This is a genomic window from Marivivens niveibacter, from assembly GCF_002150005.2.
GTDB lineage: Bacteria > Pseudomonadota > Alphaproteobacteria > Rhodobacterales > Rhodobacteraceae > Marivivens > Marivivens niveibacter.
Map to the genome: position 1 here is coordinate 578799 of NZ_MSPP01000001.1, position 13958 is coordinate 592756.

The following is a 13958-nucleotide window of genomic DNA, read 5'->3' on the forward strand; positions in this document are numbered from 1 at the left end:
GGCGATAGTGAAGCCGATTGAATAGAGGCCAAACTCAACGGCATTCGTTTTCATGGCCAAGAAAAGTACAACGGTAAACCCCAGTCCAGTCCCAACCAATTTATACAACCCACCCAATCCGGAACGCAGGATTATGCGCCTATTCTGGGTATTAAAATCTACGACTTTGTCGGGGTGCATCGCGGTCTGTTGATTAACTGTGTTTACGGGTGGGCCGACCGCTCTTTGTCCCGTCGGGCCAGTCAGCGGAAGGCTTTCGTAAAAGTTTAATCAGATTGATTAATTTTCAGTTAAGGCCTGTTAACAATTAATCTTTTCGACACACGATGGTTGTTCGTTGATAACGCGTCGCCGGCAAAATGCTTTGCCGGCAACACATTTGGAAACGCGCTATTTAGTTTTTGGACCAGAAAGATCTGATAACCTGGATGATGTTTTCGACCTCTTCGTTGGTCATGTTGGATCCTGATGGCAAGCAGATCCCTGTTTCAAATAGTGATTTTGAAACAGCAGGCTGGCTTTCGTCATGTTTCACCACCGAATAGTCACCGAAGACAGGTTGCAGGTGCATAGGTTTCCAAAGGGGGCGAGCTTCGATCAGGTGGTCGAAGAGATAGGTGATCAATGCAGAGGCCGTCTTGGGGCCGTTTTGGGCATCAATCAGTGCACAGGATAGCCAACGGTTCGAATAGCTCCAATCGGGTTCGGGCATAAACGAAATGGCGTCGATATCTGACAGGCCAGATTTGTAGATTTCATTGATTTCGCGGCGGCGCGCGATGCGATCGTTTAAAACGCGTAGCTGACCCCTGCCGATACCCGCCAGAATATTGCTCATCCGGTAGTTATAGCCCAGTTCTATGTGTTCGTAGTGAACCGCTGGTTCGCGGGCTTGGGTTGATAGCTTTTTCGCTTTGTCGATTAGCGATTTGTCATTGCTTACCATCATGCCGCCACCCGAAGTGGTGATGATCTTGTTGCCGTTAAACGAAAAAACTCCGATCTTTCCTATCGTCCCGCTCTGGCGTCCATCGTAGGAAGCGCCCAAGGATTCAGCGGCATCCTCCAAAATCGGAACGCCGTATTCGTCACAAATTTCTAGAATAGGGCCCATGTTCGCGCTTTGGCCGTACAAGTTCACGACAATAACGGCCTTTGGCATTTTTCCAGCTTCCTGAGCTTGTTCAAATGCACGACGCAAGGCGACGGGCGACATGTTCCAAGTTTCGGGATCACTGTCGATAAACACCGGCGTCGCGTGTTGGTACATCACAGGGGCGGCGCTGGCGATGAATGTGAAGTCCGAAACAAACACTGTATCGCCAGGTTTGACGCCTAAGGTGACGAGCCCCAAATGGAGGCCTGCCGTGCCCGAAGAAACTGCGCAGGCGTATTTTGCGCCGACCAATTCGCAGATTTCTTTTTCAAAATTGTCGATATTTGGGCCAACAGGCGCGATCCAGTTTGTACGGAACGCTTCGTTGACGAATTCGATTTCGTAGTCGCCCAAATGCGGCGTGGACAGCAAAATCTGGTTTTGAATGTCGGCACGATGCACGATATTTGTCGGGTTTCCATTGGCATCGACCACAGGCACCTGGTTGATCCCGTTGGCATGTAACATTTCTAGCAATTGACGAGGCGTGGTTGTTTCGTCGGCTTTGATGGACGTGTGAACGGGCAGTGTCGCCAGTTTGTCGTCGATGCTACCGCCGTTCAACAATTGGCGGCGCAGGTCACCATCTGTGACTGTGCATAGAAATTTCTCATCGTCATCAACACGAATGGCCATGCCAAGTGCCGTTTCATCCAAAGCTGCCAACGCATCTTTGATTGTGTTGGAGTTGGACAGTGTAACGAATTTGTTTTGCTTAAACATGTGTCTGCCGATGTCAGTGCGAAAAGTTCTTTTTTAGAACGTTTCTTGAAAGGTCTAAGGATTTGATAACTTCTACGATACGAGATGCGCAGCCGCCATGATCGTATTGGTTGTCGAAATTCCCGTCGTAGGAAAGGGATTGTTTTAGCGCATCCGCAATTGCGGTTTTGTCTACAGCAGCGTCAAAGACGCTGTCGTTTCGATCACGCGCGTTTTGGCGATCACCAATATTCACCACAGGAGTGCGTAGTGTCGCTGCTTCGATGATGCCAGACGAAGAGTTTCCAACCAGCACGTCAGACCTTTGAATAAGCCAAAGGTAATTATCGCGGGCGAGGTGAGTGAGCCAAATGAATTGCGCTTTTGATCCAGCGTCAGCCAAGGTCTGTCGCGCCGTTTCGAAATAGCGTGCGATACCTGCGGAACCTGCATCAGAATTCGGCGCTAGAACGACCACTTTGCCAGAAAAACCAACTGATAAAGTCTCGATCAACGTTTGTGCCTGATTAGCGGCGTCATGCGCATCTTGAACGACAGGGTGAAACACAACTGTTGCGACCTTGTCATCGGGTGCAATGCCTAACGTGTCTGCAATATCGGGTTCTGCTTTGAACGTCGTCAGACCATCTAGACCAGGTGCGCCCAAGGTGCGAATGGTCAACGGATCTTCGCCCATCGCAATGAGCCTATCACGCGCTGCGTCATTCGCAGGGAAATGGTAATGCGCAAGGCTCGTAATGACTCGTCTAAACTGGTCGTCCACCGTTCCCGACCTGTCACCACCATGGAAATGTGCGGATACGATGCCTAAAAATACGCACGCCATACCCGCGGCGACCATTTCACCACGATCACCCAGTAACAGGACTATATCTGGCGCATCATTAGAAAAATGGTCAATAATTTGTTGCATAGCAGTTGCAACAACGTGGCCCATTTCTGCGCCTGTTTCACCGGGCATATCTAGTGCGGGTAGTCGGTGTACGGCTAGGCCGCTGGCTTCGATGTCTTCGATAGTATTCCCGTATCGAGGGTCCAGATGTTGACCCATAGCCAACACGCTGACATCGAAACTCGGTTCGATATCCAGCGCCCGCAACGTCCGCTCCATGAGGCCGAAATCGGCACGCGTACCCGATACATAACAGATTTTCACGGTGGCGATCCCTTATAGGTCGTCCATGGTGAATGGGTCACCATTTTTGATGTCGCGTTTTGCCGCCTTGCCAATCAGGTCAAATGCGTATTTCGGTTCGATGCCCGATGCTGGCCGCAACATGATTAGATCACTGGCCGAAATGATCTGACCTTTTGCCAAATCTTTTGCAGCGAAAACACTGCGACGAACCAGATCACGCGCTTGCAATTCGCAAGGCTGGGGTTCTTTGATGCCCGTTCCTAGCATTTTTTCGGCGCGACGGATCGCGTCGATCATCGTTTTCAATTCTTCAGGTTCCAACGATGCCTTATGGTCAGGGCCGGGCAGATTTCGATCGACGGTAAAGTGTTTTTCATAAACGGTCGCACCTAAAGCGACTGCCAGATACCCAGCCTCTAAGCCGCCGGAATGGTCCGAATATCCTGCAGCACATTCAAACGCATTTGCGATGGTTGTAATGGCCCGAAGGTTCAATTGGTCGTTTGGTGTTGGATAGGCGCTTGTGCAGTGTAGGATGCTTAGCTTTTCCTTTGGGGTGTCACCCAAACCCATCTCTTGGCGGGTTTCGCGGATCAGATCATATGCCTCTTTGATTTCATCCATATTGCACATGCCTGTCGATAGGATGATCGGCAGGTCAAACTGGACCAAATGTTTGATAAAAGGCAGGTTGGTCAACTCGCCCGATGGAATTTTGATGCGGGAAATGCCGACGGATGCGAGGAAATTTGCACATTCTTCGTCAAAGGCAGTCGACATGAATTCTATGCCGCGCTCCTTGCAACGTTGTGCGATGGTGTAATGGTCTTCTTCGCTCAACTCTAGACGGCGCAACAGCTCTTGTTGGTCATCTTGTTCTGCGTTGACCTTTTGGTATTCGACTGTTTTTGTACCGGTTCGAACGGTTTTGTCGGCTTTGAAGGTCTGAAATTTGACCGCATCGGCACCTGCGTCAGCCGCGATGTCGACGAGTTTAAGGGCAAGATCAATGTCACCGTTGTGGTTAACACCTGCTTCAGCAATGAAAAACAATCGTCTATCTCTTTACTACAGTTGTTTGACTGGACAGCCCGCATAGGTGCCTGCCTCAGTAATATTGCGGATTACGACGCTACCCGCGCCGATCGTTATGTTGTCGGCAATAGAGACTAACTCTCGGATTGTCGAATTTGCGCCGACTGTTGTTTGAGAACCGATTTTCACTGCACCCGCCAACGTTGCGCTGGGACAGATATGGGTCGATTTTTTGATCATGCAATCGTGTTCTACAACGGCTGCGGTATTGATAATACACGCCGCGCCAATCTTTGCGCGGGCATTAATGACCGCTCTGGCAGAAACAAAGCTTCCCTGTTCAATGGATGCTGATGGGCTTACCCACGCAGTTGGATGAATAACCGTGGCCAATTTGAAACCCGCGTTTTCTAGCCACTGCGTTAACGTCGCGCGGACTTGGTTATTTCCGATAGCGACGATCGCTTGTGTGGTGGCGTTGTCAAAATTTTCTGGATCGGGGCGCCCTTGGGAAATTGGCAAGCCCAAAATCCGGTCGGTTTTGGGCGCTTCATCAAAAACCAAGATTTCCACACCAGGCCATGCCGCTTGCGCAGCGTCAATGACCACCGATGCATGACCTCCTGCGCCAAGTACGATTAGTTTTTGCATCTCAACGTCTAACATTGTCGCCTTGTGCCAATGGCTTCGCCTCGTTAGGACTTAGAGCAGCTTTGTTAGCTGGTAAATATAAACTTTTTTGGTCGAGCTCTACATATGAAAGCCCTTTGTGTTGTTCCTGCGCGCGGTGGTTCAAAGCGACTGCCTAGAAAAAATGTACTGGATTTGTGTGGAAAGCCTTTAGTGGGGTGGAGCATCGAATTCGCAAAGTCTTCAGGGTTGTTTACCAAAACGGTCATCTCCTCAGATGATCAGGAAATCACCGATGTTGCTCTGCAATTCGGGGCTGAAACACATGGGTTGCGACCTTCAGATTTGTCTGGTGACACTGCGAGTTCAATTGATGTTGTACGCTATGAATTAGATCAGGCTGAAAAGGACGGGGAAAAATATGACTTCGTCGCCTTGATGCAGCCAACGACCCCGTATCGTGATCTGTCGCGGTGGATTGAGGCATTTGATATCCTGAAGAATAATGAAACCGTTCCATCTGTAATTGGCGTGCGCGAGGTCGAAGAAACACCTTACCACATGTTTGATTTGGGCGCGGACGGCGAAATAAGGGCGCTATTCCCGGACGGTTTAAAAATGCGAAGCCAAGATTTGCCTCGGACAGTGGTCATCACTGGCTCGATGTATATCGTACGGGCTGATGCGCTGCGTCGTGAGCATTCATTGTTTTTTCCCACATCCCGCGCGATCATCTGTCAGAGCGATCTGGAGAGCATCGATATTGATACAGCAGATGATTTCGCAAACGCGGAACTGCTGCTGGCGAACGAGACGGCTTAAAATAACAACCCGTCGTCCGCGTCGATCTCTGCAGTTTCATTGATGCTACCGATGTTGATCGGTTTTGAATTGTTAATTGCCAATGCTTCGTTGATATTATCAGTAATCGTCGCTTTTTGGTCCGCGACTACGATTGCTTTGGTGCAGATTGCTTTGACAACTTGTGTTTGTTTCGGCGTCAATAGAACCGTTTTTGCCTTCGCCTTTGCCCTCAATAGGCCGATGATATTACGAGAAAAATCTACATCCTCTGGGAAGGCGAGGTTGGTGTCTATTAGGTAAATGTCAAAATCCGCCACTAGTGCCAACAGCAGGCTAAATTTTAGTTTGATTTGGGTTGGCCAATTTACAATAGGCTTCCAGAGAAGCTCGTATTGGCCAAGGTGTTCTTTGACGAATTCGATGCCGAAATTTCTGTCAAATCCATACAAGATCGAAAAATGCGATATGGCATTGATGCCGGTAACAACGCTTGAAAATACGCCCATTCGTCCGATGGGCCACGAGATGTTCCCTCTTATCCGGCAGAAACCATTTTGTAATTCCGATTTGCCACATAGCAGATCAAGAAAAGCAATAGTGTGAAGGCGAGACGAACCAGACAGAAGGTACCAGCCAGGGTCAGCGGCAGTCGTGCTGTTGGCCAGAATTTGATGCACGGTTCCTGAATTGCGTACAAAATAGGTCGCATTTTGAATTTCGATCGGCTTCATGCGCGTACATTTTCCACTTTGCTGCGGTTCCGCATGTGCATTGCTAACCCCGTTGCAATCAAAGTCAGTGACGCGAAGAATAGGTAAAACAAGCTCGCGTCAGAGGATTTGTATTCGTAAAACCAATAACTTCGTGCGAACTGCACAGAATGCAGCAGCGGGTTCATCAGGACAATCTGGCGCAGCGTGTCGGGTAATTGCTCGGAAATGTAAAAGGTGCCTGATGACAGCGCAATAAAGCGTATGGTGAACCCATTGATCCTGCGAAACCCCGAATAGATACCGATTAGCGCATGAAAAATCGTTCCGTAGGCAAGGCCGATGCACCAATTTAATACCAGAAATAGCAGTACTATCGGTAAGTTGGCCGGTAGGTCACCGCGGCCGAAAAGGACGATGAGTGACATTAGAAAAATTCCGATCAATGTGTAGACTGCTAATGAATGCAATGCGCGCGCAACGATCACGTCAAATCTAGATACCGTTGGGTGATCTAGTTGCGGCAACAGTGCGCCACCGCCTGACATTGCACCTGTAGCCGCCATGCGAAATGTCATTAAAAAACATGCCCCGATCACACCGAAGGGCAAAACTGGCATGTCATCAACCGTGTCTGAATGTAGAAAAAAAGGGATCGCACAGATGATCAATACGTGGATCATCGGATCGGCTAATAACCATAGGTAACCGATCCGATCCATGGTTCCATCTCGGTGGGTCGATTGTATCCATAGACTCCAGATTTTTAACAGCCAGTTCTTGGGGCGGCTGTTTTTCGCAATCTTGGGGGGGGCGGTTTTTGTATCAGGATGCCCATCGTTTAGCGCGAAATAGGGTGAGTTTGGATCATACAGCTCCCAAACCGTTTCGGGTCCGTCGTCCGAAAGATTTTCGCGGCTTATTTCGCGTTGCCGTTCGGCGATCGCGAATTCGATCGCCAACCTGTTTTGGTAGTCTTTCGGTGAACTAATCAGTCCACGATCTTCCGCGGAGTCTCTTAATTCGTTGAACGCGATTAGCCGTGCTTCTGCATCAAGGTCAGAAGGACAATTCGAGCGCAGATAAGAACGCACCTGTTCGTTCGTTTCTCGCGTCGACATCAAATTATCTCGCTTTGGGCGGTTCGTTGGGATTGGTTAATCATGTGATCTAATCCGTCAAGGATAGACTTGTTCCCGGGTAGATGACGAAGAGCGTAGAAACCCAACTCGATGTTTTTTTCGTTTGAGGGAAGTTGTTCAAAAATACGAGCGAGCGTTAGCCATTTTCGTTTTTCAGTGTCGCTATCTGATGGAGTGAAACCGTCAAGACATTGCGCAACACTAGTGGCTGGCAAGTCTATAACTGCAGCGTCAGTCCAACTGTCGAACAAGGCTGGCGCAAATTCGGTGTCGTCGCTGAGGTGCAGAAAAATGTGCCACGCTTTCTCAAGCTCTCCTGATTTGATGAGTGCCTTGCAGTGGGCGTTGAGCGATTTGCGCGTAGCTGAAGCGAACGCCGAAATGGATGGGATGTCAGGGAATGCTTTTGCGAGCGATTGAGCTTCAAGATAAGCAACATCAAATTGCCTGGCCCTAAATTTTGACTGAGCTTCGCGCAATTCGGCACTTGGGTCGCGGTCATGTTCAGTCATTTGTGCCTGTCGCTCGTCATCGATTTCAAAATCGGTTTGTACTAAAGGTGTAAATTGTAGCAAACATCGGGTCAATTCTTTCACCGATGTCACCAGGGGCACTGCCTGAAAAATGACAGATTTAAGATCTCCAACAGTGTCGATAGTGACACCTGCGTACAATGCCGAAAATGTCATCAGTCAATGCTACGCTTCCATCGCGGCACAGACCCTAACGAAATGGGAATGGATCGTTGTTGATGATGGATCGATAGATCGAACCAAAGCATTAGTTGATGCAATCATGCAATCTGATCCACGAGTTCAATTTGTCTCTTTGGATAGGAACCAAGGCGCTGCGGTTGCGCGGAATCGTGCGCTTGAAGCTGTGATTGGTAGGTATGTCGCGTTTTTAGATGCTGATGATTACTGGTATCCGGAAAAGCTCGAACGGCAGGTGAACTTTATGATCCGGTCAGGCGAAGTTTTCACGTATTCTTCCTATGGCGTCGAAGATACTTCGGGAATTCGGGTTGCTACGTACATTCCGCCGACGCGGACAACTTATGATGAACTATTAAAGACAAACGTCATCGGCTGTTTAACAGCAATGTATGATCGTGCTTATTTTGGGCATGTTCAAATGCCCCTGTTGCGCAAGCGCCAAGACTATGGGCTTTGGTTGGAGTTGTTGAGGAACGTCGATCACGCTGCCGCAATACCTGAGGTGTTGGCTGTTTATCGCAAACAGAAAAAATCGGTCTCTTCAAATAAATTGACAGCAATTCCCTACACTTGGGCAGTGTACCGCAAGGTTGCCCATTTAAACATATGTGACAGCACATTTTATTTGGCACATCAGCTTGTTTCAGGATTGTGGGCTCGCTTGCACAGACGGCGTTAGTGCGTGAATTTACGGACCCGATCGCCGAAACCTTTACCGCCCAACATCGATAGGGCTATTTTTAGATCGAGTTTTAGGCTCCAGTTCTTGATGTAAATGCTGTCATATCGCGATAGCTTGACGGGCGTCGACATATCCACACCGTAAACTTGAGCGAGCCCAGCGATGCCTGGTTTCACGCAAAAAATGTGCCGTTTTTCGCGTTCGGCAATGATTGTATCCTGTGTTGTCAGGCATGGACGAGGTCCAATCAAGGACATTTCCCCGCGCAGAATGTTCAAAATTTGAGGAAGCTCGTCAATCTTTGTCCTGCGCAAAAAGCGGCCCAGAGGCGTTACATAGTCTCCGCGGATTTCGTGAGTGCTAACGTTTGGGGTATCTATGGTCATTGTTCGGAATTTGATACATTCGAAAACGGCTTTGTCTTTGCCCACCCGAAGTTGACGGAAAAGTACAGGACCTTCGCTAGTTAGTTTGATTGCAATCGCTACCAATGGATAGAACCAGATCAAGATGAGTAGCAGCAGGATTGCGGCTGCATAATCAACAAAAGTTTTAGTACGGTTCATCCGGTAACACTTCAAAATTAATGAGCCGCATTCGCGATTTGATCTGCAAACTGCGTTAACTTTGGTTGAGACACAATGCCCGAGTTGCGCCCGGGTGTCGATAATCCGCCTGCAACCAGTAGTTATGTAGATTTACGTGCGTTTTCTGTTATAGCGATTCACGGTTTGATTAGTGATCTCCATGACCGACCTAAATGAAAACTCTGCGAACTTTGAGAAAACGGCGACAGCGGTCCAATCGACTTTGGTCAAATTCTGGGGGCAACAGAGTTATCAAGGATTTCAAGCAAGGCTATTGTCAGGTGTTACTGCATCTGCTGCAACATGCATCGGGCGTGGGCTTAAATATAATCTCGTAAGCAAAATCACGTGGGCATTGCTTTTGATGTCGCTTCGTAACTTGCCAAGAATTGAAAAGGGTTCCCCCTTGGTGTTTGCACCGACAGCTACCAATGTCAGAGCTGTACAGCGTGTGCTGGAATTATTGCAGGATGGTGTTGCTGAATTCGACCCTTGCATTGGCAGTGCGTCAATCTGGTCGCGTCTCAGTGCTTTTAAATTAAGAGGCTTTCAGCATGATTTGCGCGCTTTAGATCCGTTTGTGCGCATTCAATGCGTGACGGGTCATGCGGCGGTTTCCTATTTCTGGAATGCTTTTCTGAAGTGTCCGCCTTCGTCCGTTGTCGTGGCTAATGATCACAGTCCGATCTCTGTTGCTTTGATGTATGTAAGCAAAGAAATGGGCGTACCGCTTGTTTATGTTCAGCATGCGCCGGTAAATGACAACTACCCTGAATTGATTGCTGACCTTTCAATCCTTTTTGATCAGCATTCGCTTGATATATATTCAGCGATTGGTGGAAGCTGCCGGGATGTCGCGATTTTGTCGCCATTCGATCCAGTTGGCAGGCCAGTTGCTGTTCAGCATTCGCTGGAGTGCTGGGGAATTCTGTTGTCACGGGTTCCCGACATTGCTGGTGTAAGCACTGTGATACGTGACCTCAAAACGCGTTTTTCATCTGTACGAATTGTAATTCGGCCACACCCAGCTGTCGGGCAAGTTCCCGATGGCATCATGATTGATCAAAAGGTGACGGTTCATTCGGGGCCGATGAACGAATTCGCTAGATTAGTTGATGTTGTGGTTGCTCCCGGCTCTGGCGCCATTGCTGAACTGCTTCATGAGGGTACTCCTGTTATATATAGATCCGACTTAGATGGAGTAGGCTTTGACCCTCATGGATTGGTCAGAGATGGGATTGTGCTGGATGGGACGAATATCGCTTTGTCCGATATTCCCCAAAGGCTCTGTGATTTTTATGATGAGGACTGGCACGCGCGTTTGAGCCAAAAACTGGATGCCCAAGATATAAAATCACAGGAGCGTGTGGTGCGGGATAAGTTGCATGCGCTGTTAGATGTGTTGCCATGAGGTGCAGGTCAGATATACGGTGGCCATCAAAAGGTAAGGGCAGTCGGAAAAAGTCGTAGTTTGAATAAAATGAAATACACGCCCCTCAAAACTCTTTTTACGGCTGCAGTGTTCGGTTTGAATTTTGCTTTGTCGGGGTGTTCATTTTTGGCGGGTGTCGGTCCGCTAACAGCTGGTGTTACTAGTGAAAGTCAGAAAGAGGATGCGGGGTATCACCTCGTGCCTGTATCTGATGCTGTGGTTCAGTTTCTCGCTGACGCAGGTGAGCCAAGCTTGAGCGAGAGCTTTGAGGTGCGATCAGCTCCTGTGGAGCAGCGGATCGTCGTTGGTGACCGGCTGGGGATTACAATATTTGAAAGCGCTCCTGGCGGGTTGTTCTTTAATGGCATTCCTGGCGAAGTCAGCGGTGCGCGTCAGGTTGTGTTGCCAACACAAACCGTCGATCAAAATGGTATGATCGAAGTGCCCTACGCAGGGCGGTTTAAAGCCTCGGGAAATTCACCCAGTGTTCTGTCCGAGTTAATTGAAGAACGTTTGTCTGACCGTGCGATTGACCCACAGGTCATAATTGGTTTGGACAGTTATTCTGCCAACTCCGCAACCGTTTTGGGTGAAGTCAGTGGAACGGGTTCGGTGGAGCTGTCTCCTCGAGGTGATCGATTGTTGACCGTGCTAGGCAACGCAGGGTTGGCAGCGAACGAAACAGAAGCTGTAATTCGCTTGGTTCGAGACGATTATATCGTCACGGTGCCTTTGCGCACGATCATCAATAACCCCGCAGAAAACATCTATGTCGCGCCAGGCGATACGATTTTTGTGCTAAGTAAGCCACAAGTTTTCAATGCCTTAGGTGCTGTTGCTACGCCGGGCCAATATACGATCACGTTTGCCGAACAATCTATTGCGGGGGCGTTGTCTGTAGCTGGTGGATTATCTAGTGCGTTGGCAGACCGTAGCGGTGTGTTTTTGTTCCGGTTTGAAAATCCTGAAGTCGCGAGGGGGCTCGTTTCAGATGATCAAGAGCTTCGTGTAACAAGGTCCGGCGTTCCTATTGTTTATCAGATCAATATGTCTGATCCTAATTCGTTCTTTTGGCTAGAACAGATGACAGTGCGCGACTCTGATATGATCTATGTTGCTCAGACCATTACGACAGAGTTGGACCAATTTGCTTCGATTGTTGCGCGTGGCCGCTTATTCGGTCTTTAACCGTGTTAAATCAAAGTGTGTCCGACACTTAAGACAGGAAAAATTATGAAGATTTGGTTGGTTGGTGCAGGGCCTATGGCGGGCTTCCATGCCGAGGTTTTGCGAGATTTGGACCACGAAGTCACCATTATTGCGACGAGCAAGACGCGCGCCGCACCGATGGCCGAAAAATTTGGAATGAAATTTTCAGATCACGGTCTGTCGGGGGCGTTAGAGCAGGTAGGGCCGCCAGATGCTGCTGTGGTCGCTTTGCCTGTCGATATGCTGGCACAGGCTGCATTGGAATTATTGAATGGTGGCGTTAAAAAAATCCTCTTGGAAAAGCCAGGCGGACTGAATGAAAACGAGTTGGCGAATGTCTCTGATCTGGCACGCGAAAAAGGTGCTGATGTGTACATCGCGTACAATCGCCGGTTCTTGTCGTCGACAATAGAGGCGAAAAAGCGGATCGAGGCAGCGGGTGGTGCTTTGTCGGTCGCTTTCGAGTTTTGCGAGAATGCGCCCCGCATTGAAGAGCTGCCAACACCAGCCAACATCAAAGAGAAATGGCTGATCGCCAATAGTACTCATGTTATCGATATGGCCTTTTATTTGTGTGGTTTTCCAATCGATCTGCAGACCAAAACCGTAGGTGCATTGTCGTGGCACCCTTCGGGGGCATATTTTTCGGGGCAGGGTGTAACAGACCAGCAAACAGCCTTTTCTTACAATGCTGACTGGCGGGGGCCTGGTCGCTGGGGCATTGAAATTGTGCTGCCTGAAGAAAGAGTGGTTTTGCGACCGATCGAACAGCTGCAGGTCATGCCAAAAGGTAAGTTCCAGACCGAGGTCGTTGAAATCGATGATGAACTGGATACTAAGTATAAGCCAGGTCTTTACCTGCAGATGCAAGCCTTTTTAACAGATGGGGCTGGGTTGGTAACTGCGCAGGATCAATGCGACGCTATCGCAAATGTATACAATAAAATTGCAAATTACTGAGTAAGAAAATGACGACTGTAGTATTGATCGGTGGTGGCCGTATGGGCCATCGTTTTTCCCAAGCTATCCGAGAAGCGGGTCATAAGTTGTCCATGCTTTTCGATCCAAGCGAGAAACCTTTCGCGGTCGAAACAGAAGCGGCATTGGCAGATGTGCATGAACGTGATTTTGAAAATGTTCTGTCTAGCGATGCGGATTGCTTCGTCATTTGCACAACAGCTGACCTTCATGTTCCGATTGTCCAGCAACTCATCGAAGCAGGGAAGAAACGGATCGTCGTAGAAAAACCGCTATCTCAAAGCGCTAAAGATGCAATTGAATTGCGAGAATTAGCTACCCAAAATGGCGTGCGTATGATCGTGAACCATGGTCGGCGTTATTGTGCGAACATCCAAATGTTGAAAGAAATGGATGGTTCGCCAGAACTTGGCAGCCTGCGTTCTGTTATTGTAAAGGTCGGCGGCGGATCGCTGGGCTGCGTGGGTACACATTGGATTGATATGTGCAATAACCTAATGGGCGGTATGCCCAAATCGGTTTACGCCGAATTGAGCGACGAGACCCCATCGAATACCCGAGGAACAAAGTTTGATGATCCAGGTGGCGTCGTTCTGATGCGTTATGATGGTGGTCGTCGCGCTGTGATTGAAGCTGGCGATGATGTAGGAATTGTTATTGGCACTGATTTCATTTTCGAACGTGGCGTCGTGAATTGGGTTGCTGAAGGTGGCGTTTGGACGTTGCGATGCCGTCGGGCTGAAGATCGCGAAAAGCCGCTGTTTTTGTATGGCTTACCGCTAGAGCAGAGTGATCTGGAAATTACGCCGCCGAACCTGATTTCATATGCCAAAGCTGTATTGGCGGATGCATTCAGTTCAGAAACGCCGATCAGCGGTCTGGATCAAGCTTGCGACACAATGAACGTCTATGCGGGTTTGCGCGCGTCAGCCGCCAATCGCACGCCAGTGACTTTCCCATTGGGTGATGACGATGTTTCGGCGCACTATCCGATCCCATAAACTACGAATTACAGT

Annotated in this window: 14 protein-coding genes; 6 read left to right on the forward strand and 8 right to left on the reverse strand. The window is 48.9% G+C overall.

Annotated features, from left to right (window positions below; genetic code table 11):
* Window positions 1-394: 394 nt before the first annotated feature.
* From BVC71_RS02890 to BVC71_RS02905, 4 genes are read right to left on the reverse strand one after another with little or no spacing between them, the layout of a single operon-like run.
* Complete coding sequence (locus tag BVC71_RS02890; RefSeq protein ID WP_086450114.1) at window positions 395-1879, reverse strand: aminotransferase class I/II-fold pyridoxal phosphate-dependent enzyme; 1485 nt, start codon at window positions 1877-1879, stop codon at window positions 395-397.
* A 13-nt stretch (window positions 1880-1892) separates the two neighbouring features.
* Complete coding sequence (gene neuC / locus BVC71_RS02895; protein WP_133064482.1) at window positions 1893-3035, reverse strand: UDP-N-acetylglucosamine 2-epimerase; 1143 nt, start codon at window positions 3033-3035, stop codon at window positions 1893-1895.
* A gap of 12 nt (window positions 3036-3047) precedes the next feature.
* Window positions 3048-4070: an N-acetylneuraminate synthase gene (neuB, locus tag BVC71_RS02900; RefSeq protein WP_086450116.1), complete on the reverse strand. Its 1023-nt coding sequence runs from the start codon at window positions 4068-4070 to the stop codon at window positions 3048-3050.
* Between the two features lie 15 nt (window positions 4071-4085).
* The gene (locus tag BVC71_RS02905) at window positions 4086-4703 is read right to left on the reverse strand and encodes an acetyltransferase (protein ID WP_165767712.1); all 618 of its coding nucleotides are present in this window, start codon (window positions 4701-4703) and stop codon (window positions 4086-4088) included.
* A gap of 105 nt (window positions 4704-4808) precedes the next feature.
* On the opposite strand from BVC71_RS02905, the gene BVC71_RS02910 reads away from it, so the two are divergent.
* Entirely contained in the window at window positions 4809-5504 is a 696-nt protein-coding gene (locus BVC71_RS02910; RefSeq protein ID WP_086450118.1) for an acylneuraminate cytidylyltransferase family protein, read from the forward strand.
* Here the strand turns inward: BVC71_RS02910 and BVC71_RS02915 are convergent.
* From BVC71_RS02915 to BVC71_RS02925, 3 genes are read right to left on the reverse strand one after another with little or no spacing between them, the layout of a single operon-like run.
* Window positions 5501-6217: a hypothetical protein gene (locus BVC71_RS02915; protein ID WP_086450119.1), complete on the reverse strand. Its 717-nt coding sequence runs from the start codon at window positions 6215-6217 to the stop codon at window positions 5501-5503. The two genes, BVC71_RS02910 and BVC71_RS02915, sit on opposite strands and share 4 nt — an antisense overlap.
* A complete protein-coding gene (locus BVC71_RS02920) occupies window positions 6214-7317 on the reverse strand; it encodes an ABC transporter permease (RefSeq protein ID WP_086450120.1) in 1104 nt (367 codons plus the stop codon). Before BVC71_RS02920 ends, BVC71_RS02915 begins: the two co-directional genes overlap by 4 nt.
* The gene (locus tag BVC71_RS02925; RefSeq protein WP_133064483.1) at window positions 7317-7934 is read right to left on the reverse strand and encodes a hypothetical protein; all 618 of its coding nucleotides are present in this window, start codon (window positions 7932-7934) and stop codon (window positions 7317-7319) included. Before BVC71_RS02925 ends, BVC71_RS02920 begins: the two co-directional genes overlap by 1 nt.
* A gap of 28 nt (window positions 7935-7962) precedes the next feature.
* On the opposite strand from BVC71_RS02925, the gene BVC71_RS02930 reads away from it, so the two are divergent.
* Entirely contained in the window at window positions 7963-8733 is a 771-nt protein-coding gene (locus tag BVC71_RS02930) for a glycosyltransferase family 2 protein (RefSeq protein ID WP_086450122.1), read from the forward strand.
* Here BVC71_RS02930 and BVC71_RS02935 read toward each other — a convergent pair.
* Window positions 8730-9302 carry a sugar transferase gene (locus BVC71_RS02935; RefSeq protein ID WP_086450123.1) on the reverse strand — a complete coding sequence of 191 codons (573 nt, stop codon included), beginning with the start codon at window positions 9300-9302 and terminating at the stop codon, window positions 8730-8732. The two genes, BVC71_RS02930 and BVC71_RS02935, sit on opposite strands and share 4 nt — an antisense overlap.
* A gap of 181 nt (window positions 9303-9483) precedes the next feature.
* Here BVC71_RS02935 and BVC71_RS02940 point away from each other — a divergent pair, with 181 nt between their 5' ends.
* The 4 genes from BVC71_RS02940 to BVC71_RS02955 all read left to right on the forward strand — a co-directional run bounded on the left by BVC71_RS02940 (window position 9484) and on the right by BVC71_RS02955 (window position 13943).
* Window positions 9484-10734, forward strand: a complete 1251-nt coding sequence (locus BVC71_RS02940; RefSeq protein ID WP_086450124.1) for a hypothetical protein — start codon at window positions 9484-9486, stop codon at window positions 10732-10734.
* A gap of 69 nt (window positions 10735-10803) precedes the next feature.
* Window positions 10804-11943 (forward strand): polysaccharide biosynthesis/export family protein, encoded by a 1140-nt coding sequence (locus tag BVC71_RS02945; protein WP_086450125.1) that lies wholly within the window; start codon window positions 10804-10806, stop codon window positions 11941-11943.
* A 45-nt stretch (window positions 11944-11988) separates the two neighbouring features.
* Window positions 11989-12924, forward strand: a complete 936-nt coding sequence (locus tag BVC71_RS02950; protein ID WP_086450126.1) for a Gfo/Idh/MocA family protein — start codon at window positions 11989-11991, stop codon at window positions 12922-12924.
* Between the two features lie 8 nt (window positions 12925-12932).
* Window positions 12933-13943 (forward strand): Gfo/Idh/MocA family protein, encoded by a 1011-nt coding sequence (locus BVC71_RS02955; RefSeq protein WP_086450127.1) that lies wholly within the window; start codon window positions 12933-12935, stop codon window positions 13941-13943.
* Window positions 13944-13958 lie beyond the last annotated feature (15 nt).